This window comes from Cloacibacillus sp. An23, assembly GCF_002159945.1.
Taxonomy (GTDB): domain Bacteria; phylum Synergistota; class Synergistia; order Synergistales; family Synergistaceae; genus Caccocola.
The window spans coordinates 19,223-39,157 of sequence record NZ_NFJQ01000011.1 but is presented as its reverse complement, the minus strand read 5'-3'; the positions used below and the strand labels follow the sequence as shown (position 1 = coordinate 39,157).

The 19,935-nt window shown below is 59.2% G+C and carries 19 protein-coding genes and 2 tRNA genes; 2 read left to right on the top strand and 19 right to left on the bottom strand.

Annotation, left to right across the window (positions count from 1 at the left end; all coding sequences use genetic code 11):
* Window positions 1-42: 42 nt before the first annotated feature.
* The 7 genes from lpxC to B5F39_RS11350 form a co-directional block, all read right to left on the bottom strand.
* Window positions 43-864 (bottom strand): UDP-3-O-acyl-N-acetylglucosamine deacetylase, encoded by an 822-nt coding sequence (lpxC, locus tag B5F39_RS11380; protein WP_087367609.1) that lies wholly within the window; start codon window positions 862-864, stop codon window positions 43-45.
* Complete coding sequence (gene lpxD, locus B5F39_RS11375; protein ID WP_087367606.1) at window positions 851-1,894, bottom strand: UDP-3-O-(3-hydroxymyristoyl)glucosamine N-acyltransferase; 1,044 nt, start codon at window positions 1,892-1,894, stop codon at window positions 851-853. Before lpxD ends, lpxC begins: the two co-directional genes overlap by 14 nt.
* 25 nt (window positions 1,895-1,919) lie before the next feature.
* The gene (locus B5F39_RS11370) at window positions 1,920-3,116 is read right to left on the bottom strand and encodes a hypothetical protein (protein ID WP_087367603.1); all 1,197 of its coding nucleotides are present in this window, start codon (window positions 3,114-3,116) and stop codon (window positions 1,920-1,922) included.
* A gap of 58 nt (window positions 3,117-3,174) precedes the next feature.
* On the bottom strand, window positions 3,175-5,184 hold the full coding sequence (locus B5F39_RS11365; protein ID WP_239391238.1) for a POTRA domain-containing protein: 2,010 nt from the start codon (window positions 5,182-5,184) through the stop codon (window positions 3,175-3,177).
* A gap of 76 nt (window positions 5,185-5,260) precedes the next feature.
* Window positions 5,261-5,860 carry a hypothetical protein gene (locus tag B5F39_RS11360; protein WP_087367600.1) on the bottom strand — a complete coding sequence of 200 codons (600 nt, stop codon included), beginning with the start codon at window positions 5,858-5,860 and terminating at the stop codon, window positions 5,261-5,263.
* Window positions 5,861-5,897: 37 nt separating this feature from the next.
* Complete coding sequence (locus B5F39_RS11355; protein ID WP_087367597.1) at window positions 5,898-6,500, bottom strand: sigma-70 family RNA polymerase sigma factor; 603 nt, start codon at window positions 6,498-6,500, stop codon at window positions 5,898-5,900.
* 93 nt (window positions 6,501-6,593) lie between these two features.
* A complete protein-coding gene (locus B5F39_RS11350) occupies window positions 6,594-7,304 on the bottom strand; it encodes a histidine phosphatase family protein (RefSeq protein ID WP_158096033.1) in 711 nt (236 codons plus the stop codon).
* Between the two features lie 223 nt (window positions 7,305-7,527).
* Between B5F39_RS11350 and B5F39_RS11345 the strand changes: the two genes are divergently transcribed.
* Window positions 7,528-7,603: transfer RNA gene (locus B5F39_RS11345), tRNA-Gly, on the top strand.
* A 7-nt stretch (window positions 7,604-7,610) separates the two neighbouring features.
* Window positions 7,611-7,686, top strand: a tRNA-Thr gene (locus tag B5F39_RS11340).
* Window positions 7,687-7,821: 135 nt separating this feature from the next.
* Here the strand turns inward: B5F39_RS11340 and argF are convergent.
* From argF to B5F39_RS11280, 12 genes are all read right to left on the bottom strand, one after another.
* A complete protein-coding gene (argF, locus tag B5F39_RS11335; protein WP_087367591.1) occupies window positions 7,822-8,775 on the bottom strand; it encodes an ornithine carbamoyltransferase in 954 nt (317 codons plus the stop codon).
* Window positions 8,776-8,874: 99 nt separating this feature from the next.
* Complete coding sequence (locus B5F39_RS11330; protein WP_087367888.1) at window positions 8,875-10,110, bottom strand: arginine deiminase; 1,236 nt, start codon at window positions 10,108-10,110, stop codon at window positions 8,875-8,877.
* A 159-nt stretch (window positions 10,111-10,269) separates the two neighbouring features.
* Window positions 10,270-11,313, bottom strand: a complete 1,044-nt coding sequence (ispG, locus tag B5F39_RS11325) for a (E)-4-hydroxy-3-methylbut-2-enyl-diphosphate synthase (RefSeq protein WP_239391236.1) — start codon at window positions 11,311-11,313, stop codon at window positions 10,270-10,272.
* A 47-nt stretch (window positions 11,314-11,360) separates the two neighbouring features.
* On the bottom strand, window positions 11,361-12,413 hold the full coding sequence (locus tag B5F39_RS11320; protein ID WP_087367585.1) for a M50 family metallopeptidase: 1,053 nt from the start codon (window positions 12,411-12,413) through the stop codon (window positions 11,361-11,363).
* Complete coding sequence (locus B5F39_RS11315; protein WP_239391234.1) at window positions 12,410-13,579, bottom strand: 1-deoxy-D-xylulose-5-phosphate reductoisomerase; 1,170 nt, start codon at window positions 13,577-13,579, stop codon at window positions 12,410-12,412. The genes B5F39_RS11320 and B5F39_RS11315 overlap by 4 nt, the downstream gene beginning before the upstream one ends.
* A complete protein-coding gene (locus tag B5F39_RS11310) occupies window positions 13,580-14,413 on the bottom strand; it encodes a phosphatidate cytidylyltransferase (RefSeq protein WP_087367582.1) in 834 nt (277 codons plus the stop codon). It lies immediately after the preceding gene.
* Window positions 14,400-15,089, bottom strand: coding sequence for a polyprenyl diphosphate synthase (uppS, locus tag B5F39_RS11305; RefSeq protein WP_087367579.1), 690 nt, complete (start codon window positions 15,087-15,089; stop codon window positions 14,400-14,402). Before uppS ends, B5F39_RS11310 begins: the two co-directional genes overlap by 14 nt.
* 11 nt (window positions 15,090-15,100) lie before the next feature.
* On the bottom strand, window positions 15,101-15,763 hold the full coding sequence (locus B5F39_RS11300; RefSeq protein WP_087367576.1) for a uracil-DNA glycosylase: 663 nt from the start codon (window positions 15,761-15,763) through the stop codon (window positions 15,101-15,103).
* A complete protein-coding gene (locus tag B5F39_RS11295) occupies window positions 15,760-16,593 on the bottom strand; it encodes an Asp23/Gls24 family envelope stress response protein (RefSeq protein WP_087367574.1) in 834 nt (277 codons plus the stop codon). Before B5F39_RS11295 ends, B5F39_RS11300 begins: the two co-directional genes overlap by 4 nt.
* Window positions 16,594-17,850: a UDP-N-acetylglucosamine 1-carboxyvinyltransferase gene (gene murA, locus B5F39_RS11290; protein ID WP_239391232.1), complete on the bottom strand. Its 1,257-nt coding sequence runs from the start codon at window positions 17,848-17,850 to the stop codon at window positions 16,594-16,596.
* Between the two features lie 36 nt (window positions 17,851-17,886).
* Window positions 17,887-19,011: a UDP-N-acetylglucosamine 2-epimerase (non-hydrolyzing) gene (gene wecB, locus B5F39_RS11285; protein ID WP_087367568.1), complete on the bottom strand. Its 1,125-nt coding sequence runs from the start codon at window positions 19,009-19,011 to the stop codon at window positions 17,887-17,889.
* Between the two features lie 25 nt (window positions 19,012-19,036).
* A complete protein-coding gene (locus B5F39_RS11280) occupies window positions 19,037-19,927 on the bottom strand; it encodes an MraY family glycosyltransferase (RefSeq protein WP_087367565.1) in 891 nt (296 codons plus the stop codon).
* Window positions 19,928-19,935 lie beyond the last annotated feature (8 nt).

Genomic DNA, 19,935 nt, shown 5'->3' with positions numbered 1-19,935 from the left:
AAAAATCTTCCTCCTAATGGCGTCGCGGCGCGTAGCCGTGGATTATGCGAAAATCGCCCGTATCCGCCCGACGAGCTTGCCGTGAATGCTGTGTCCCGCCGCGACGGCGACGTAGTGAGCCGTCGGGACGGGGCCGGCGAGCGTAAGGTCGCCGAGCAGGTCGATGACCTTGTGCGTGACGCACTCCAGCGGGAAGTGCAGCTGCGCGCCGCCCACAAGGCCGCATTCGTCGAATACCAGGGCGTTGTCGAGGCTTCCGCCCTTCACGAGCCCGTGCCGCCTAAGATAATCAAGTTCGGACGTCAGCCCAAACGTTCTTGCTCTAGAGATTATATTATAAAAATTGTCGCGTGTGACATCATAGAAGACATTTTGTGTGCCGACCGGCGTGCCCGAATAATCTATGACGTAGCTCACCGTCAGCCTGTCCGACGGCACCGCGGCGAGGAAACGCTTCCCTCCGTTCTCTTCCACCGCGACCGGCGCGGACAGAGCGCGTCTCGGAGCTTCGCCCGGCACGTCGCAGAATCCCGCGCTGTTTATCGCTTCTGCGAACGGGAAAGCGCTCCCGTCCGTTATCGGGACTTCGCTGCCCTCGAGCAGTATCTCGACGGCTTCAAGCCCCATGCCGGTTATCGCCGCGAGCATATGCTCGCCAGTCCTTACGACAACTCCGTTCGGCAGAGAGAAACCGGTAAGCCGCTGATCCTCCTCCACGACGGAGCACGTTACGTTGGAAGCCTCGCCCGCGCCGTTCACGAACCAGACCCCGGCGCGCTCCGACGGCATCAGCCGCACCGTGCTCGTCTCGCCCGAGTGCAGGCCGACGCCGGAAATTTTTATTTCTTCCTTAAGCGTTTTCATCGTTCAGCCTTTTTTCCAGAGCCTCTATGCGTTTCGCGAAGGCCTTCACGTTCGACGCCATTTCTGGAAGCTGGCGTACGGCTGCCTGGACGCGCAGCTCTTTCCTGTGGTCCTGCGCCGGGAAGCCGGAAACGACGGCCCCGTCCGGAATGTCGGACGACACCCCTGCGCGGCCGCCGACCGTGCAGCCGTCGCCGATGGTGGCGTGGTTCGCCGCGCCGGACTGCGCCGCCATAATGACGCGGCTGCCGACGTGGCTGCTGCCAGCTATGCCGGACTGAGCCACTATTATCGTATAAGCGCCTATCACGCAGTTGTGTCCTATCTTGACGTGGCTGTCTATCTTCGTCTGCGGCCCGATGTAGGTTTCGCCGAAGGTCGCCCTGTCTACAGAGCTGAAGCAGCCTATTTCGGCGCCGTCGCCGAGGCGCGCCGTGCCTATCTGCGGAATCTTCACCATCCCGGCTTTGGGGTCCGGCATAAAGCCGAAGCCGTCGCAGCCTATCACTGCGTTCGCGTGCAGCACGCAGGCATCGCCGAGCACGCAGTGGTGAAACACTACGGCCCCGGGCTCGAGCAGGCAGTTTTTGCCTATAGTCACGTCATGGTCTATGAAGACGTTCTCCATTATCACCGTACCGTCGCCGACTGACGCGCCGGACTTTACGACGCTTCCGGCTCCGACAGCGACGTTTTCACCGAGCTTCGCCGCCTCGTCCACAAATGCGCGCTCGGACACCCGGCGCTCGCGTTTCGGTGCATTGTCGAAAAATGTCAGCAGCGCGATGAGGCCGGCGCGCGGGTCGTCAAGCTCGACGCCGTTCTGTCCCTCCTTTATCCACCCTTTCTTGGTGAAAAGCACGGGGCAGCCCGGCGCGAAGCGCTCGAGCTTCTTTTCCCAGAGCGGCGATATGGCGCCCTCCTTCGGCGTCCGCGGGTCGGAAATGGACGATATTATTATCTCAGGGTCGCCGACGACTCTGCCGCCGGTCAGTTCCGCAATTTGTGCAAGGGTTATGGTCTTAGCCATCCTAACAAGTCCTCTCCGCGCGGGCCTACAGGTTGCCTATCATTTTAAGGCTCCACCTGTCGCCGTCGCGCTCGTCGTATTCGACTTCAAACGATATATATTCTGTGGCGCGCCACCCGAGGGCGCCGTTGAAAATTCCGTCCTCGCGCAGCCGCACCCATGCGTAGGGCTTGTGCAGCTCGGCGTCGAGCGACAGTTTGCCCCACCACATTTCATCTTCTGTATCCCATTCGCCGCCCAGCCACAGGCTGCGGACCATCGGACGGAAACGAAGGCCGAAGCGTCCGTCTATCTGCCAGTCCTGCAGGCCGAGTATCCCTTCGGCGTATGCCTCCATGTCCAGGTCGGGTATCAGCTCGACCTTACGCCCGAGGTGCAGCCCCAGCTCCGCCGACTTATCCGACGTACCGGCGTAAATCGTCGCCCACGCCGCGATGGTATAGTTCCGGCTGTCTATCTTGACGTTCATGTTCGAAATCTGCGAGGCCTGGAAACTTGCCTCGGCGGACGAATTTGAACGCCGCACGAGCATCTGCTCGTTTATATAATCCTCCGTCCATTCGGCGAGGTCGCGGGAATGCTTCGCGGCCCATTTGACCGGAAGGCCGACCAGAGGGGCATAGTGCCCCTGCAGCTCTTCGCGGAACTCACCGTAAAACAGCGTCGGCAGCGAAGTCGATGTAAACGACGGGTTGACTGCAAGAATCATCGGCATCTGCGGAACAAACGAGACGCTCAGCACAGCCTCGGCTTCGCCGCGCGTTATGAGCATCTCGGGCGTCCAGCCCGGCAGCCGCTCCGCCGCGAGGGCGTTTATCTTATCCTGCAGCGCCCTGTCGGACCACGAGAGAGATTCCAGCGGCACCCCGTCAAGCAGCGACGCAATCTCTGATGCGAAGCCCTCGACATCCGAGCCGAACCATTCAAGCGGCATGTCGCGCAGCGACGGCGTCGCGAGCTCCACACGCCAGAGAAGCGTGCCGTCCTGCGCGTCGAAACGCACGACCGCGGCCCCCTTGCCCCGCGGCGTCACCGTCACGCGATAACCCGCGAACAGGCGGCGGGCGACGGTCTGCAATATCTCGGCCCTGTATTCCGCGCCGCCAGACTGCGGTATGCTTTCGGCGACCGCGGTCAGCGTCTGGACGGCGAGCTCCTCCTGCCATTCCGCGAGGCCGTCAGTCGTAATACTGACGGCCCACGCCCGGCCGGAAGCAAGCAAAAATGTTGCGGCAATGAAAATTGCCGCAACTATCCGTTTATAGCGTCTGTAACCCGGCCTAGAAGAGCTCTCCGAAGCCAAAGACAAATCTGTCCTCATCGCCGCTCGCGTAGTCGAGGCGGAGGTTGCCGAGCGGGGTGTTGAGCCTTACGCCGACTCCGGGAGAATCGCCCCATTCTTCGCCGCCATATTTCTTATCGCGGCCAAACAACCCGCCAGAATCCCACGCTCTTCCTATATCGTAGAAGAATACAAGGCTGAACATCTTTTGTATTGGTATGCGAAGCTCAACGTTGCCCAGTACCATATTGCGGCCATGGAAATAGTCGTCGTCGTAGCCGCGCAGCGTAGTATCTCCGCCGATTTCATAGAGTTCGTCGTACGGGACATCGCCGCTCGCAGACCCCGCGACGACGCGCGCCGCAAGGATGACGGGCTTGCCGTCTACTCCGTCAAGGAACGATGTTTCGAATATATCCTTGAGGAAGTTTCCTATCGGGTAGTAGAATCTGCCTTCAAGCCAGTATTTCACGTAAGTATAGTCGATACCTTCAACGTCGGCCTGACCAACCTGAACGTTTAAAGATTCTATGTCGCCTTTCTGATATGGCAGATATTCGTCAAGATTGAAACGTCTTAAAGTAAACGTTGCGGAATAGTAATCGCCCTCGCCAAGTTCCTGCTGCTTTATGTCGTTAATCATATCTTGTGTAGAAGGCTGATTGGGCGTTCCGTAACTTGAATAATAATTTTTAGCATACTGATCCCACGCCGCATCGTTGGCATTATTTCTGACATTATCATTTTTCGTGTTGTGCCAGTCGAGCAAGACGTACCAGTTGTACTGCGAGTCCTCAGCAAATTTCTTACCGAAGCCGACGAATGCTCCGAAACGGTCGCGGTCGTACTCCAGGTACTCTGTGTCGTCTTCATAGTAATAGATGTCGTCCCAGGCACGTCTGTAGACGCCGACGCGCCAGGCGAATATTTTATGGCTCATATAGGGCTGCTCGACCGTAAGCCAGTACTCCTCGCGGTCGCCGAGCTCGAAGCCGACGCTGAGACGCAGGCCGCTGCCCCATATATTGGAGTTCTCGTAGCTCATACCTCCGCCGAAGCCGCTCTGCGTGCCGTAGGCGACGTTGAAGCCGAGTCTGCCGGTGCGCGCCTCCTCGACCGTAAGGACGAGCACGACCTCGTCGGGGTTCTGTCCCGGTTCGAAGTTGACGTTGACGTCGCTGAAGTAGCCGAGTCCCTGCAGGCGGTTCAGAGTCAGGCGCAGTTCGTTGGAGTTGAACCTCTCGCCGACCTTGACCCTGATGTAGCGCTCGATTATCTTCGTCTTCGTTATCCTGTTGCCCTGTATGACTATCTCGGAGACCTTCGGCTCGATTATCTCGACCGTGATGACGTCGCCGTCAATCCTGACGTCCTTGACGTTAGCCATCACGTAGCCGTCGGCCTGGTATTTCTCCTTAATCCTCTGGAGGTCGTTGCGGAAGAAGGTGCGGTTGAATATCATCCCCGGCTGCGTGAATATGATGTTGCGCAGCTCGTCCTCGGTGTATACGGTGTTGCCGACGAATTTAATTTCTCCGACCTTCGGGTTTTCCTGCACCAGATAAGTGACGCGGACTCCGTCCTCTTCGTCCGTCACCCTGTAGTCAGTGGCGTTGAAAAATCCGAGCTCGAATATGGCCTCGGCGTCCTTACGGAGCTTTTCCTCATCAACGTGCTCTCCGACTTTCGACGTCACGACGCTCATGATGTGCTCCGTCGCCACTTCGCTGTTTCCCTCGACGCCGATGCCGACGATCACCGGCCCCGCCAGCTCCTCAAGCGACGGCGGTTCCGGCAGCCTCTCGGCGACGCCCTCCCCTTCGGCGCGTGCGCCCTCAGGTGCGGCCGGTCTCTCCGACGGTCCTTCGGCGCTGACGTCGCCGGATACAGGCGGCTCGTCCGCCGTGGCCGGCGCCTCCGCCGAGACTTCCGGCTGCTGCGCCGCCGGCGTTTCCGAGCCGCCGCCGGCCGCATACCCGGCCTGGGCGGCGAGCATAAGCAAAGCCACAGAGAACGCCAGCAATTTGGTTCGCATCAACACAAAGTACCACTCCTTGAAACAAAAAACTGAATCAGCTTCAAGCTTAGTTTATTATCTTAATAGCCGGGGTGTCCCCTCTGAGGCTTTTCTCTCCTATCTGAATGAGCGTCAGCAGCTCTTCCGGCCGGATTTTCTCGGCGCGCGGCGCGGCGGGTCGCTCGGGGATGTCCGTGATGTGGCGCTCGGCCGTCCTTGCGGCGAGCTTCGGCTTCGCCGGGAGAGACTTCTCCGCTTTTTTGACGGCCACGTTGCTTTCTTTGAGGTTGGCGCGCAGCATCTGGAGCAGCTCTTTCTCTTCCGCGGTCACGAGCGTGAACTCTTCGAATTTGTTCTCGGCGCCGGTCGGAAGCGCGGCTATGTTCTGCGGCTTTCCGCTCTCCACTGCTATCGGGAACGTGCAGAGACACACTATAGCCATGGCGATGCCGAATGAACGGGCGCCGAACGAAGCGCACGTCCTGAAGCTGAACGAGCGCTTTGGGGCCGCGGATTCCTCGGCCTTCTCCCACAGCTCCTCTCGCACTAGGCGAAGCTCCGCCGACAGGCAGTCCGCCTCCGCCACAGCCGATTTCCATTTTTTATTGTCGCAGGCCGCCGTCAGCCGGTCGAGCCATCTTTGAAGTCTCGCAGTCTTTTGCGTCATTTTGAATTTCGTCCTCAGCCGCGCGGCATGTGAGCCGTCAGGCCTTGGATGCCTCCTGCGCGCTCTCTATGCCGAGCCACGATTTAAGCTTGGCGAGCGCCTTGCGGCGTATCCTATAGACGTTGCTCACGTCGATTGACTTTTCCGCCGCCACGTCGTTTGCTACGCGCCCTTCCATGATGAGCGCGTTGATGATGTCGGACTCGCGTTCCGAAAGCTGCGACAGCGCGTTCTCAAGGTCTATCGACCATTCTCTGCGCTCCGGCGCGTCGTAAAGGGCAGCGCCGCCGTCCTCTCCGCTTTCGAAAACGGCGTCTTCCACAGGCGTCGGGGCTTTCGCTTCTACGCGCTGCAGGAAATTTATCATCCTGCCGTTGATTTTGTAATATGCGTACGTGGAAAAACAGATGTTCCGGCTCGGATCGAAAGAATCGACCGCGCTTATAAGCGCGAGCATCCCCTCCTGGATCAGATCATGGTATGTGTTGTATGGAACCTTCAGCTTCTTGGCGAGCCAATAGACCATGGGCCTGTTGGCGAGGATCAGCTCTTCTCTAGCCGCGTCGCTGCCGGCGGCGCACTCGGCCCACAGCTTGGAATCGTCGCGGCGTCCGCCGTCGTATTCTGTTGTTTTTTTCATGTTACCCCACCTTTGCAGCCATGTCCGCGCAATGCGAATAGGCGAAGGTCTGCACAATTTTTTCTATTTTACCACACACCTAACGTCTTTGCGCTAAGAGAGCGGCAAATCAGCGATTTTGTCCTCGTCCGCATGGAGGTGGAGCGTGTCGTTGAGGAACGAGAGCGTCGCTTTTCCGTTATTTTCCACGCAGAGGGCCGAGATAGAGCAGTTGTCCACGCGCGTCTTCCAGAACACGTTGGAGCGCGGGACGCCGAGCAGCGGCAGCAGAAGAGCGCGGAACATCGCGCCGTGTCCGACGACGACTATGTTCTCCTCGCGCCGCGATATAAGTTCGTCAGCCGCACGCGACGCGCGGTCGAAAACTGCATCGGCCTCCTCGCCGCCCGGGACCGTTACGTGAAGCTCGTTCGAACGCCATTTATAAAAGAGCTCTTCTCCGCTGTGCGCTTTGATTTCCGGGACGGTCAGCCCCTCCCACTCTCCGAAGTTAATTTCTATAAAGAGCGGATTTTTTTCTACGATTACGCCTGGGTGGTGCGCCGCGATCCGCTTCGCGGTCTCGAAGGCGCGCGACAGAGGGCTGCAAACTATGGCGCCTACGTTCAAACGCGCGAGCCGCAGCCCCGCGCGCCGCGCCTGCTCCTCGCCCTCAGCGCAGAGCGGGACGTCGGTGACGCCCTGATAGCGGAACAGGTTGTTCCATTCAGTCTTGCCGTGCCGCACGAAATATATCTTTCTGCCGTTTTCGGGCGCGCTGAGCCCCGGCGCCTCGTCCGTGTCCTTCCTGATGTGTTCCGTCAATGCAATACGCCTCTTTTCAGCATCTCAACTGTTTTTATAATATCAACGGTTCACAGCGTTGACAATATCCCCGCCGCCGCGTGATGAAAGTTTCATTTTACTGTTACAATGCCGGCGACGCGATGGAAGGCGGCAAGGAGGCTCATGAAAATTTATCTTAATTTTTTTCAAAAAAGGAGTGGCGCTAATTCAAAAGTTATGATATTATTCTCTCCGTTGAATTGCGGACATAGCTCAGTTGGTAGAGCATTAGCTTCCCAAGCTAAGGGTCGCGGGTTCGAATCCCGTTGTCCGCTCCAAAGAGAGGCCAGCGTAGCTCAGTTGGTAGAGCAGCGCACTCGTAATGCGCAGGTCTCCGGTTCGAGTCCGGACGCTGGCTCCATTCTTTGAGATTTTAAGCTCTCCGTCGGGAGAGCTTTTTTGTTTTTCAGCTATTGGCTTGAACATGAGAGACGGCAAAAACAAGGGGACGCCTTGCGGCGTCCCTTTGTTTTTTACTTAAAAGCGAAAGGCCGGATTAGAGGTTGCCGATGCTCGCTACCATGACGGCCTTGATCGTATGCATGCGGTTCTCGGCTTCGTCGAACTGACGCGCGTGGCGGGACTCGAATACATCTTCCGTCACTTCGTTGCCCTTCACCGCCGGCAGGCAGTGGAGGAAGATAACGTCGTCGTTGCCGGCCGCTTCAATAAGCTCGCGGTTTACCTGATAGGGCTGAAGCAGCGCTTTGCGCTCGGCGGCTTTAGCCTCCTCGCCCATCGACGCCCAGACGTCTGTGTATATCGCGTCCGCACCCTTGACGGCGGCCTTCGGGTCGTCGGTGATGGTTATGGTCGCGCCCGACTCGCACTCCTTCGCTATCTGCTCGCACTCGGCGACGAGCGCCGGGTCCGGGAAGAGCTCCTTCGGCGAGCCTATGACGAAGTGCATCCCCATCTTCGCCGCACCTATCATGAGGGAGTTGGCTACGTTGTTACGTCCGTCGCCGACATAGACGAGGCGGATGCCCTTAAGGCGTCCAAAGTTCTCGCGGATAGTGAGGAAGTCTGCGAGAACCTGCGTCGGGTGATAATCGTCGGTGAGTCCGTTCCAGACTGGGACGCCCGCGTACTTCGCGAGGTCTTCGACCACCTTCTGGCTGAATCCGCGGAACTCTATGCCGTCGAACATACGCCCGAGAACGCGCGCAGTGTCGGCCACGTCTTCCTTGTGTCCGAGCTGGATGTCGTTCTTTCCGAGGTACTCTGGATGTCCGCCCTCGTCGATTGCCGCGACCGTGAATGCGCAGCGGGTGCGGGTAGACGGCTTTTCGAAGATGAGCGCCACGTTCTTACGCTCCAGCAGGTTGCCCTTTATGCCGGCCCGCTTTTTATTTTTGAGGTCGGCGGCAAGGTCGAGGAGATATTCAATCTCCGCCGGCGTATGGTGCTTCAAAGAGATAAGATGACGGTTGCGAAGATTCACAGGCATAGAAAAAACTCCCTTCACTTTTTATTGTAGATTTGTATTTTACTCTATTTTATCTTTTTGTAAATAGTTTTTACAAAATTAATCAATATCAACTAAATTTTATACAGGGGCTCTGTTGAGCGGCATCGACATGCAGCGCGGGCCGCCGCGTCCGCGTCCGAGCTCAGGCCCTTCGAGCTCGAGCACCTCTACCCCGTTGTCGCGGAGCAGCTTAGCCGAGTTGACGTTGCGGTTGTAGACGACGACCTTGCCAGGGGCGACGGCGAGGGTGTTGCAGCCGTCGTGCCACTGCTCGCGCGCAGTCTCAGCGTCGTCGCGTCCGCGCATGACTATGAGCCGCAGCCTTTCGACTTCGAGCGTAGATGCTATCGCCGCCTGCCAGTCTTTTTTCTGCTCGAGCGTTTCAAGCGTGCCGCCGTCGGAATAGTCGAGCTGCCAGACTTTCAGGGACTCCAGCAGCGGCGGATATACGCAGAAGGCGTCCTTGTCCACCATCGTAAAGACCGTGTCCAGGTGCATGCAGTAGCGCCCGCGCGGTATCTCGAAGGCGAATACGCGCTTTATCGAGGTTTTCGCAGCGAGGTTGCGCCCGATGCGCTGGACTGTCGTAGGCGCGGTGCGCTGAGACACGCCTATCGCGACGGCTTTGTCCGACAGGACGAGTATGTCGCCCCCTTCGGCTTTCTGCGGCCAAACCTCGTCCGGCGCGTCTCCGAAGAGTACGCGCATGCCGGCGAATCTCGGATGGAAGCGTATGATGTATTTCCAGTACAGCGGTTCTATCCTTCGCGCCTCGAAGGTCATCTGTCCAAATATTATGCCGTCGGCGACTGTTATCGCAGGGTCACGTTGGAAGTACAGGTTGGGGATCGGATGAATCAGAAAATCGCTGCCGTTCGAGACTGATGCGACGAGGCTGGGAGCGCGCCGGCAAACGCCGTTCGCCTCTTTCTTGGTCCAGCCTTCTATAAGGTGGCCGGCCAGCTCGCTTTCCGGCATCTCCATGAGCACTGGGCGGAATTCGTCAGAGATGCGGCGGTCAAGGCATTCAAAACGAAAGACGTCGTTTATCAGTTCTTCCTTCGCGTCGGGGACGGCCATAGTCTCGGCGAGAGTTCTGCTGAAGTAGAGAACCTCCGTGCCGTTGTCCCTAAGCAGCTTCGCAAAGCCGTCGTGCTCGCGCTGCGCCTGCTCCAGCCACAGGAGGTCGTCAAAGAGAAGCTCGTCCATGTTGTCTATCGTCAGGCGGTCGATCTCTCTGCTCGGGCGGTGCAGCATCACCTGCTTAAGCTGCCCGGTCTCAGAGAATACACTAAACTCGGTATTTGAGTTCATTTTTGCACCTCTTTTCATTCCGTCTTCAAGATATACGCCGATTGCGGCGGCGGACGCCGTCTTCATAAAAATCTTTGAATTATCTAAGTTGCGGCTTTATCTTATAGTTTTATCGAAGATAAGTCAACACACCGAAAGGATAAAGTTTTTATGAACTTGTTATTTTTTATGGTTTAGTATGGAGTTGATTTCGCGCCGGACAATTTCTTCAAATACATCCATAGAGCCGCGGCAGAGGAACGCGCCTTTTTTAAAAACTATGAACCCGTCCGGGCACCCCGCGACGCCGAGATCCGCGCCGGCCGCCTCCTTCGGCCCGTTCACCTCACAGCCCATAACGGCTACCGTTAAGCCTGAGGCGGCGGAGGGAGGCAGTATTTTCTTCAGGCGTTCGACGAGCTCCGCGACTTCCACGCGGCGGCGTCCGCACGTCGGACAGCTTACGAGCTCCCAGCCGCGGCTGCGCAGTCCGAGGGCCTTCAGGATGTTATAGCCTGTTTCGACTTCTTCTTCTCCGGGCGCGGTGAGGCTGACGCGCAGAGTGTCGCCTATGCCCTGCGCGAGCATCATGGATATTCCCGCGGCTCCCTTGACGACGCCGGAATTGCCGTTTCCGGCCTCGGTTACGCCGATGTGGAGCGGGAACGGGTATCTGCCAGCCAGTATAGCGTTGGCGCGCACCGTCTCCGCTATCGAGGACGATTTCGCCGATATGATTATCCGGGTGAAGTCCATGTCCAGCAGCGGCCTTAGCTGTTCTTCAACAGCAAGGACCAGCGCCGCGCCGCGGTCGCCGCCGCAGCGTTCGAGCTGCGAATTTCCGAGCGAGCCGCCGTTCGCGCCTATCCGTATGACGACGCCGCGTTCCTTAGCCGCCGCCACGACGTCCGCGAGACGCGCCGCGCCGCTCATGTTACCAGGGTTTATGCGTACGGACGGGCAGCCGGCTTCGATGGCTGCGAGCGCTAGCCTGTGGTCGAAGTGTATGTCCGCCATGAGAGTGAGCCGCGATTCTCTGACGAGCGACGCGAAGGCCGGCGCAAGCGCGGAGTCCGGCAGAGCGACGCGCGCGAGCTCGCACCCTGCGTCGCGGAGCCTTTCTGTCTCGCCGACACAGGCCGCGAGGTCGGTGAGGCGGCTTTTCAGCATGCTCTCGACCCTGACGGGAGCTCCGCCCCCTATCTTCAATCCGTTAATTGTCACCGAGCGCGCGCTTCCCATCGTATTATCCGCCTCCGCTGAGATATGATCTAAAGGTTTGAGATAAAGAGTCTGAATATGTCCTTGCCCGTGACGAGCGTTATGAGCGCGATGAGCACGATGAACCCTCCGTAGTGGATTATCGTCTCGACCTTCTCCGGAACTTTGCGCCTGGTCACCATTTCGATGAGCACGAACACGATGCGCCCGCCGTCAAGCGCCGGAAAAGGCAGAAGGTTCAGCAGTCCCAGGTTCAGATTGATGACGCCCAGGAACCCGACGAACGCCCAGAAGCCCGCCGTCAGCGCGTCGCCGGCCATTACGGCGATGCCGACCGGGCCGGTTACGTCTGCGCGCATCTGTCCGGTCACCGTGAGCCAGAGGCTTTTCAGTATCGCCACGCTCATGCTCCACGAATAGCTGAACGAAGCTCCGAGGGCCTGGATGAACGGATATTTTCTATACGGAGGCTGCACGCCGAGCAGCCTTCCGCCGGCTTCCTCCGAATAGGGGATGTTTATGGAGAGTTTCTTCTCTTCCCCGCCGCGCGAAACGACGATGTCGAAGGTGTCGCCCGACTTGCTTCCGTCGCGGATGATTTTCTGTATGTCCCCCCACCTGTCGAGCGGCTTGCCGTCGATGCTCTCGATTACGTCCCCGCTTTTGAGCCCCGCCGTGTAGGCCGGTGTGTTTTCCATTATTACGCCCAGTCTCGGCGCGCTCATGTCGTATGCGCCGTTTCCGGCCAAGTAAAGGGCCGTCAGCAGCCACGCGAGCGCGATGTTGACGGAAGCCCCCGCGCCCATTATCAGAATCCGCTCCCACGGTTTTTTGTTGGCGAGCGAGCGGCTGGGATCGTATCCCGGCTCGTGCGGCTCCGACGTCTCGTCGTCTTCGCCCTCGAGCCTGACGAATCCGCCTATCGGGAAGGCGCGAAATGAATACTGCGTCTCGCCTTTTTTGCGGTGCCATATCTCGGGCCCCATGCCGAAGGAGAATTCATGTACCAGCACGCCTCGGAAACGCGCCGCAAAGAAGTGCCCGCCCTCGTGCGAAATGACGCATATTCCTATGACTATCAGGAAAGATATCAAGCTTATCAACTAAGTATGCCTCCGTTGAATTTTTTACATTTTTCGACGGCGGCGCGGCGGCCGGTTTCGACCAGCGATATCGCTTCGTCGAGCGACGACGGCGCTCCGCCGTTATATTCTTCGAGAACCGACGATATGACGCGCGCGATGCCGCGGTATGAAATTTCGCCCTTCAGAAAATATTCCACGGCGCTCTCGTCCGCGCCGACGAGCAGCGCCGGGTACGCGCCGCCCATACGCCCGGCCTCGCGCGCGAGCGCGAAGCACGGGAAGAGCTTTTCGTCGATTTCGCTGAACCGCAGTTCCCACGCGGAAGGCTCGACGGGCGGAAAGCCCTTCTCCACTAGCGGAAGTCTGCGGGGCCACGCGAGCGCCGCAGCCGCAGGCAGCCTCATGTCCGCGCGCGAGAGCAGAAGCTTGACAGTGCCGTCTATGAACTCAGCGATGCCGTGAACCTGCGACAGAGGATGAATGAGCGCTCCGACTTTTTCCGACGGAAGGCCGAAGAGCTGCATCGCTTCGATGCACTCTATACCCTTGTTCATCAGCGTAGCGCTGTCTATCGTTATCTTCGGCCCCATCTTCCATACGGGGTGCTTCAGCGCGTCGGCCGCGGTCACGCGCTCCATCTGCTCCTCGGTATAGCCGCGGAACGGCCCGCCGGAAGCAGTGAGCCAGATACGCGAGATTTCTTTCTTTTCGGAGTCGCGCACACACTGCCAGACGGCGCTGTGCTCGCTGTCCACCGGACGGAGCTGTCCGCGCCGTTTCACTAACGGCATGACCCACGGGCCTCCTACTACGATACTTTCTTTGTTGGCGAGAGATACGTCTATGCCGCGTTCAAGCGCCGCCTGAAGCGCCTTTATAGCCGTGATGCCGGACGAAGCGAACACCGCGTGTTCCACTCGTCCGTCCGTTACAATATCAGTCAGCGCCGCTTCGCCAGTGAGGCAGACGAAGCCTTCTTCGCGCCACGACGGAACGGCCGGCTCCGTGAGGCACAGTATCTTCGCCCCGTGCCGACGGCCGAGCTCCGCGAGCTTCTTGGCGTCGCGGCGGGCGGCGAGCGCGGTTATCTCGAAAATGTCAGGGAAACGCGCGCATATGTCGAGCACCGCGCCTCCGACGCTGCCGGTAGCCCCAGTTACCGCGAGCCGAATTTTATCAGACACTTAGCCCACCAGCTCGAATATTACGAAGGCGAGCGTAGCGTTCACGAGAATGCTGTCGAATCTGTCGAGAACGCCTCCGTGGCCAGGTATCAAATTACCGGTGTCCTTCACGCCGGCCTCGCGTTTCAGCACAGATTCGCCAAGATCGCCGAGCTGTCCTGCGACGCCGCAGAGAAGCCCCAGCAGCAGAAGCGGGAGCGGCGGGAAGGAAAATATCAGGGCGAGCAGGCCTCCGCACATAAAGCTCGCCGCGGCGCCGCCAGCGAAGCCCTCCCACGTCTTATGCGGGCTGACCTGGCTGCACAGCGGGGTCTTACCGAAGTGGCTGCCGGTGAAATACGCGGCGACGTCGCAGCACCACGTGCAGAAAAACAGAGTGAGAAGGAACATCGCCCCGTGTTCCCTGGCGCGTATCAGCATCATGAAGGTCCACGGAAGGACGATATAGGCTATGCCGGCGACGGTGGCTCCGACCGCCGCCAGAGCGTCGCTGCCGTCGGAGACCTGGCGCTTCATCACTTCGAGGAAAAGCGCGATGAAGGCGATGGCGGAGATGGAGCAAAGTATCGCAGTTACGTCCATCAGGCCGAAGGCCGCGCCGAAGAGTATCACGAACGCGGAGGCCATCACTAGGATCGGAGAGGCGTGTACGCGCGACGATTGGAGCTTATAGAACTCCCACAGCGAAAGCAGAGCCGCGGCGGAGGCTATAACGTCCCAGACTATTCCTCCGAGTATGACGCCCCCCACTATCGCCAGGACGATAAAGACGCTGCTGAAGGCCCTGAGCTGGATGTCAGGACTAGAATAGAAAAATTCCTTAAGCTTTTCCATAACGCCGCTCCCTTTCGTAGTAATCACCGACCGCGTCGAGAAGGTCCTGTTTGTCGAAGTCGGGCCAATATTTATCCGTGAAGTAATATTCGCTGTAGGCGCTCTGCCACAGCCAGAAGTTCGACAGGCGCAGCTCGCCGCTCGTCCGTATGATGAGGTCCGGATCAGGCAGATCCGGCAGGTAGAGATGAGCGCGCAGCATATCCTCCGTCACAGGGCCTTCCGCGCCGGAGGCTATCAGCTTGTCCACCGCCTCGAGTATCTCGCGCCGCCCGCCGTAGTTGACGCAGGTGACGAGCTGCGTGCCGGTGAAAGCCTTCGTCTTCTCAGCAGTCTCTTCGAGTATGGCGGCGATGTCGTGCGGAAGGGCCGACAGGTCGCCTGCGAAACGCAGCCTGACTTCCTCCTTGCACAGCTCTTCGAGCTTGGAGCGCAGATAATAGCGGAAGAGCCCCATGAGGCCGAGCACCTCGCCGCGAGGGCGCTTCCAGTTCTCGGTCGAAAATGCGTAGAGCGACAGACAGGGTATCCCGAGTTCCTTCGCGGCACGCACAGTGCGTTCGACGGCCTTCACTCCGGCGTGATGCCCCATAATGCGCGGCAGCCCGCGCGACTTCGCCCAGCGTCCGTTGCCGTCCATAATGATCGCTATGTGTTCGAGTTTCTTTGTTTCCATTTCTTTTCCGCCTAACCGAATTTAACGGAGTCCAGAGTGCCGGTGCGCTTCACTTCGTCCCACTGGCGCTTGACCTCCTGGATGTCCAGCCACGTCAGGTGCTTCGGGCTGCCCTCCTTCGAGCTCGCGTTGCGCAGAAGGTAGCTCGGGTGAAACATCGGCATGACAGCCGCGCCGCGCCACTCGAACCAGCGTCCGCGCAGCTTCGTGATGCCGCCCTCCGTCTTCAGTATCCATTTGGTCGGAGTGTTGCCGAGCAGAACGATCAGCATCGGGTTGACGAGCATTATCTGCGTCTGCAGGTGCCTGTCGCACATCACGCTTTCTTCCGGCGTAGGCACGCGGTTTCCCGGCGGCCTGCACTTTACGATGTTGGTGATGTATACTTCCCTGCGGCTTATGCCGGCGGCCGTGAGTATCTGAGTGAGAAGCTGCCCGGCCCGTCCGACGAAAGGAAGCCCCTGTTCGTCTTCGTCGGCGCCTGGCCCCTCTCCTATGAACATCAGCCTGCTGTCCGGGTCTCCGTCTCCGAAGACGACCTTGGTGCGCGTCGCCGCGAGCGGACATGAGGCGCATTCAAGCGCGTTCCTCCTCGTCTCCTCCCAGAGCCTGCGTTTCATCTCAGCGCGTTCCTCCGGCGAGAGCTTAAGGAGTACTTCGTCGGCTTCGCTCATACAACCACCTCCGCAATGACCACGTTGACGCTCTTCACGTCGAGTCCTGTGAAATACCTGATGCTGGCCGCGATGCGTTCCTTGACCAGCGCGGCGACGCCGACAAGGTTCCTTTCGCCCAGAGCGACAGTCAGCTTCAGGTCTATAACCAGCGTCTCCTCCTCGCCCGGCACGGCCTTGACCTCGTTGACCTTGACGACCTGCGCCGTCCTGCCGGCTATGAACGATGCAAGCTGTTCTATGGCTTCGGTTTCTATATGCACCTCGCCGTAGAAGCTGAAGGGGGGGCGCACGATAGTCTTTTCTCCCTCGTGCTTGTCCTTTGACTTCCAGAACACCCGGAGCTGTCCGACGAGCTTTCCCGCGAAATTTTTGCGCACGAGCACGTGCGAGACGGGAATGACGTGCTGGCCTTTCCCGAAGCGCTCGCGGCGCGCTTTGACTATCTCTTCCGGAGTCGCCACGTCCTCTATGTGGACTATCTGCTGCGGGGCCGGCAGGTCGAGCTTCTTCAATATCTTAAGCGCCATATTGTCCGAGGTCGCTATCACCATCACGGAGCACGGAGCTACCGATCTGAAATAGGAGACGACCTCCCTGCGATGGTCGTCGAACTCGAAGAGAGCGCGCCTTATCGCGCTTATTTGATTGCGCTCGGATTTCGCGCTCTTGCCGCACACAATGCTTCCCTTGTGTATAACTAGGCCGTCGTCTATGATGAAGTCGGCGTTCACAAAGGACGCGATGAGCTGAGCGCGCTGGCTCTTGCCTGTGCCGGCCGAGCCGACGAATGCGGAGGTAGTGATCCCTTCGATGAGGCCGTCCGCCATTTACTCCACCGACGGGGCTTCCATCTCTATCTCCGCCCCAAGAGAGCGGAGCTTTTCAACGAGCCCTTCGTAGCCGCGCCATACATGCTCGAGGCCCCGCACGGTCGTCTTTCCCTCGGCGGCGAGGCCCAGCATTATGAGCGCCGCGCCAGCGCGAAGATTGGACGAGAGCACCTCGGCCCCGGTAAGTTTGTTCACTCCGGTGACTATCGCTATGTTGTCCTGCACCTCTATCTTGGCGCCCATTTTTCTGAATTCGTCTATATGCATCAAACGGGAGTCGAAGACGCTCTCGTGTATGACGCTGTTGCCCTCGGCAAGCGTCAGCAAAGCCATTATCTGCGGCTGTGTGTCCGTCGGGAAGCCCGGATAAGGAAGAGTTTTGACCGTGACTCCCTGGAGCGGGCCTTTCCATTTGGCGGTTATCTCTCCGTTGAAGACGTCGATGTCCGCTCCCGCTTCTTCCAGCTTGTTCAGCACCGACTCAAGATATTCCTGCGGGATGCCGCGCACTGTGACGCAGCCTTTCGTTATGACTCCGGCCATGAGATATGTCGCGGCCTCTATGCGGTCGGGGATTATCTCGCCGCTCGCCGAGTGCAGCTCGCTCACGCCGGTTATTTTGATGTTTTCGGTGCCGTCTCCCTTTATCTGGACGCCCATGAGTCTGAGTATCTCCGCGAGATTCGATATCTCGGGCTCCTTCGCCGCGTTTTCTATATACGTCGTGCCGTCCGCGAGCGCCGCCGCCATCATGAGGTTTTCGGTCGCGCCGACCGACGGAAAGTCGAGCTGTATCGTAGCGCCTTTCAGCCGCCCCGCGGTCGCGGTCACGGCTCCGGCTTTGAGTTCGATGTCGGCGCCCATCTTAGCGAGCCCCTTGAGATGGAAGTCAAGCGGACGGCTGCCGAGCACGCAGCCTCCGGGCAGCGGCATGAGGGCGCGTCCGCACCTGGCGACGAGCGGGCCTAGAACGAGCGACGACGCGCGCATTTTGCGCACGAGCTCGACCGGCGTCTCGCACTCTATCTCGTCCGGCACGCTGATAGTCATGCATCTGTTTTCAAATTCGACCTCCGCGCCAAGATGACGCAGAAGGTGGCACATGGTCTGTATGTCGTAAAGCTCAGGCACGCCCTCGAGACGCAGGCTCTGCCCCCGCAGCAGTATTGCCGCCGCCATGACGGGGAGCGCGGCGTTCTTCGCGCCCTGTACGTCTATCGTTCCGACGAGCGGCCTGCCGCCCGTCAAAGTCATCTCGTCAGCGAATCTTTTTTCTCCTTGCGTCACCATTTAGCTAAGCAGGCTCTCCTTTAAAATTTCGGCGATCTTCTGCGACGCCTTTCCGTCGCCGAACGGCTGCGCGGCGCAGCGGCGTTCTATCTCCGGTATCGCCGCTTCGTCCTCAAGCAGTTTCAGCGCGGCTGCGGCTATCCTTCCGCGGTCCACGCCGACGAGCACTCCGCTGCCGTGTTCGACGGCCTCGGGGCGCTCGGTGACGTCGCGCAGTATAAGCACGGGCTTCTTTATGGCCGACGCCTCCTCCTGCACGCCGCCGCTGTCGCTCAATATAAATTTCGAACTGTTCATCGCCCATACAAAGTCGGGATAGTCGAGCGGGTCGCAGAGTATGACGTTTCCGCGCCCGCCGAGATGCTTGCGTATTATCTCGCGCACGGCGGGGTTTTTGTGCATCGGGACCACCATCCAGAGCTCCGGGTGTGCGTCCAGTATGTCGGTGAGCGCGGAGCAGATGCCCTCGAGCGGCGCGCCCCACGACTCGCGCCGGTGCGCCGTGACGAGCACGAACGGAGCCCCGTCCGGCAGAGCCGCGAGCTCGGGGCTTTCTGGCTTGGCGCGCGCCGCGACGGTGTAGAATAGAGCGTCGATGACAGTGTTTCCCGTCACGCTTATGGCCCGCTCCGCCATGCCCTCTTTTCTGAGATTTTCAGCCGCAAGCTGCGTCGGAGCGAAGCCCCACGCGGCGAACTTGTCCACCAGAACTCGGTTCATCTCTTCGGGGAAGGGCAGACGCATATTCCAGCTTCTAAGCCCGGCTTCGACGTGCCCTACCGGAACGCCGCGATAGAAAGCCGCCAGCCCCGCCGCGAATGTCGTCGTCGTGTCGCCGTGCACAAGTACGGCGGACGGGCGCGTCTCGTCGAAATATTCCCCGGCGCCGGTAAGCACGGAGGCGGTTATATAATCGAGCGTCTGGCGCTCTTTCATTATATGAAGATTTCTGTCGGCGGCTATCTTGAAGAAGTCGAGCACCTGGTCGAGCATTGCAGCGTGCTGTCCTGTAGCCAGCACCTTTACGTCGAAAACGTCCTGCTCACGCAGGGCGATGACTACAGGAGCCATTTTTATAGCTTCGGGACGGGTCCCTATAACGCAGACGACCGTTTTCCTATCCATCGGGAACCTCCACACATTTACAAATTTACAAAATGTTAAAGACCTGCAGCCCGAGCAGCCTCATTCCGAAGCTGAGAAAAAGGCTGTGCGCCGCGCCGAGAACGACCAGCACGGCGAACTTCGGCAGCCCGGCGTCCTGGAGCTTGTGATGCGCGTGGCCGCGGTCAGGCTCGAAGGGAGACTTGTGCGTCAATATCCTGCGCGTCATAGCGACAAGCGTATCGACCACAGGCACGCCCCCAAGAAATAATAGCACAAAGGCGAGATGAAAAAATCCTTTCTCAAATATATTGGGGAAAATGCTCCACGCGAGCTGAGACGCGCAGATGTAGCCGAGCAGAGTGCTCCCACCGTCGCCGAGAAATGTGCGCGGCTGCGGAAAGTTCCACAACAGCACGCCGAAGACGAGTCCGGCGAGCGGCAGCCACACGCCCCCGTTCCCGAGCATGAGCGCGCAGAGCGCCGTTATCAGAGTTATCGTCAGGCACAGCCCGTCCATGCCGTCGATGAGGTTATAGGCGTTCGTCGCGCCCGCGATCCACAGCACGAGCAGAGCTCGCTGCCACAGCGGCACCGGCAGAGCGCAGACGACCCACGCCGCCGCCAGAAGATGAAAGATGAGCCGGACGAGCGGCGGCAGCGGGTGCATGTCGTCCATGTAGCCGACTATGAATATCATAGTCGCGCCTGTAGCGATGTACGGCACCTCAACGCCGGGATTCCCGGTGAAGAGCGCCCACATGAGGTAGCCGCTCCAAAGGACGAGCCCGGCGCCGCGCGGCATCACGCTGCGATGCTTCTTCCTTCCTCCGGGGACGTCGAGCAGCCTGAATTTCTCGGCAAGCGCGATCGCCATCGGCGTGCCGACGAGCCCCCAGAGGAAGGTCATAAGCGTAAAGAGGTATACGGGAAACAAGAACGCCT

Bases quoted from the DNA above. Each gene is read 5' to 3' on its own strand.
- B5F39_RS11295 (WP_087367574.1), bottom strand. From the start codon at position 16,593: ATGGCGGACGGCCTCATCGAAGGGATCACTACCTCCGCATTCGTCGGC.
- uppS (WP_087367579.1), bottom strand. From the start codon at position 15,089: ATGGAAACAAAGAAACTCGAACACATAGCGATCATTATGGACGGCAAC.
- lpxD (WP_087367606.1), bottom strand. From the start codon at position 1,894: ATGGCTAAGACCATAACCCTTGCACAAATTGCGGAACTGACCGGCGGC.
- lpxC (WP_087367609.1), bottom strand. From the start codon at position 864: ATGAAAACGCTTAAGGAAGAAATAAAAATTTCCGGCGTCGGCCTGCAC.
- B5F39_RS11355 (WP_087367597.1), bottom strand. From the start codon at position 6,500: ATGAAAAAAACAACAGAATACGACGGCGGACGCCGCGACGATTCCAAG.
- wecB (WP_087367568.1), bottom strand. From the start codon at position 19,011: ATGGATAGGAAAACGGTCGTCTGCGTTATAGGGACCCGTCCCGAAGCT.
- B5F39_RS11300 (WP_087367576.1), bottom strand. From the start codon at position 15,763: ATGAGCGAAGCCGACGAAGTACTCCTTAAGCTCTCGCCGGAGGAACGC.
- B5F39_RS11360 (WP_087367600.1), bottom strand. From the start codon at position 5,860: ATGACGCAAAAGACTGCGAGACTTCAAAGATGGCTCGACCGGCTGACG.
- B5F39_RS11310 (WP_087367582.1), bottom strand. From the start codon at position 14,413: ATGGAAAAGCTTAAGGAATTTTTCTATTCTAGTCCTGACATCCAGCTC.
- argF (WP_087367591.1), bottom strand. From the start codon at position 8,775: ATGCCTGTGAATCTTCGCAACCGTCATCTTATCTCTTTGAAGCACCAT.
- B5F39_RS11330 (WP_087367888.1), bottom strand. From the start codon at position 10,110: ATGAACTCAAATACCGAGTTTAGTGTATTCTCTGAGACCGGGCAGCTT.
- murA (WP_239391232.1), bottom strand. From the start codon at position 17,850: ATGACTTTGACGGGCGGCAGGCCGCTCGTCGGAACGATAGACGTACAG.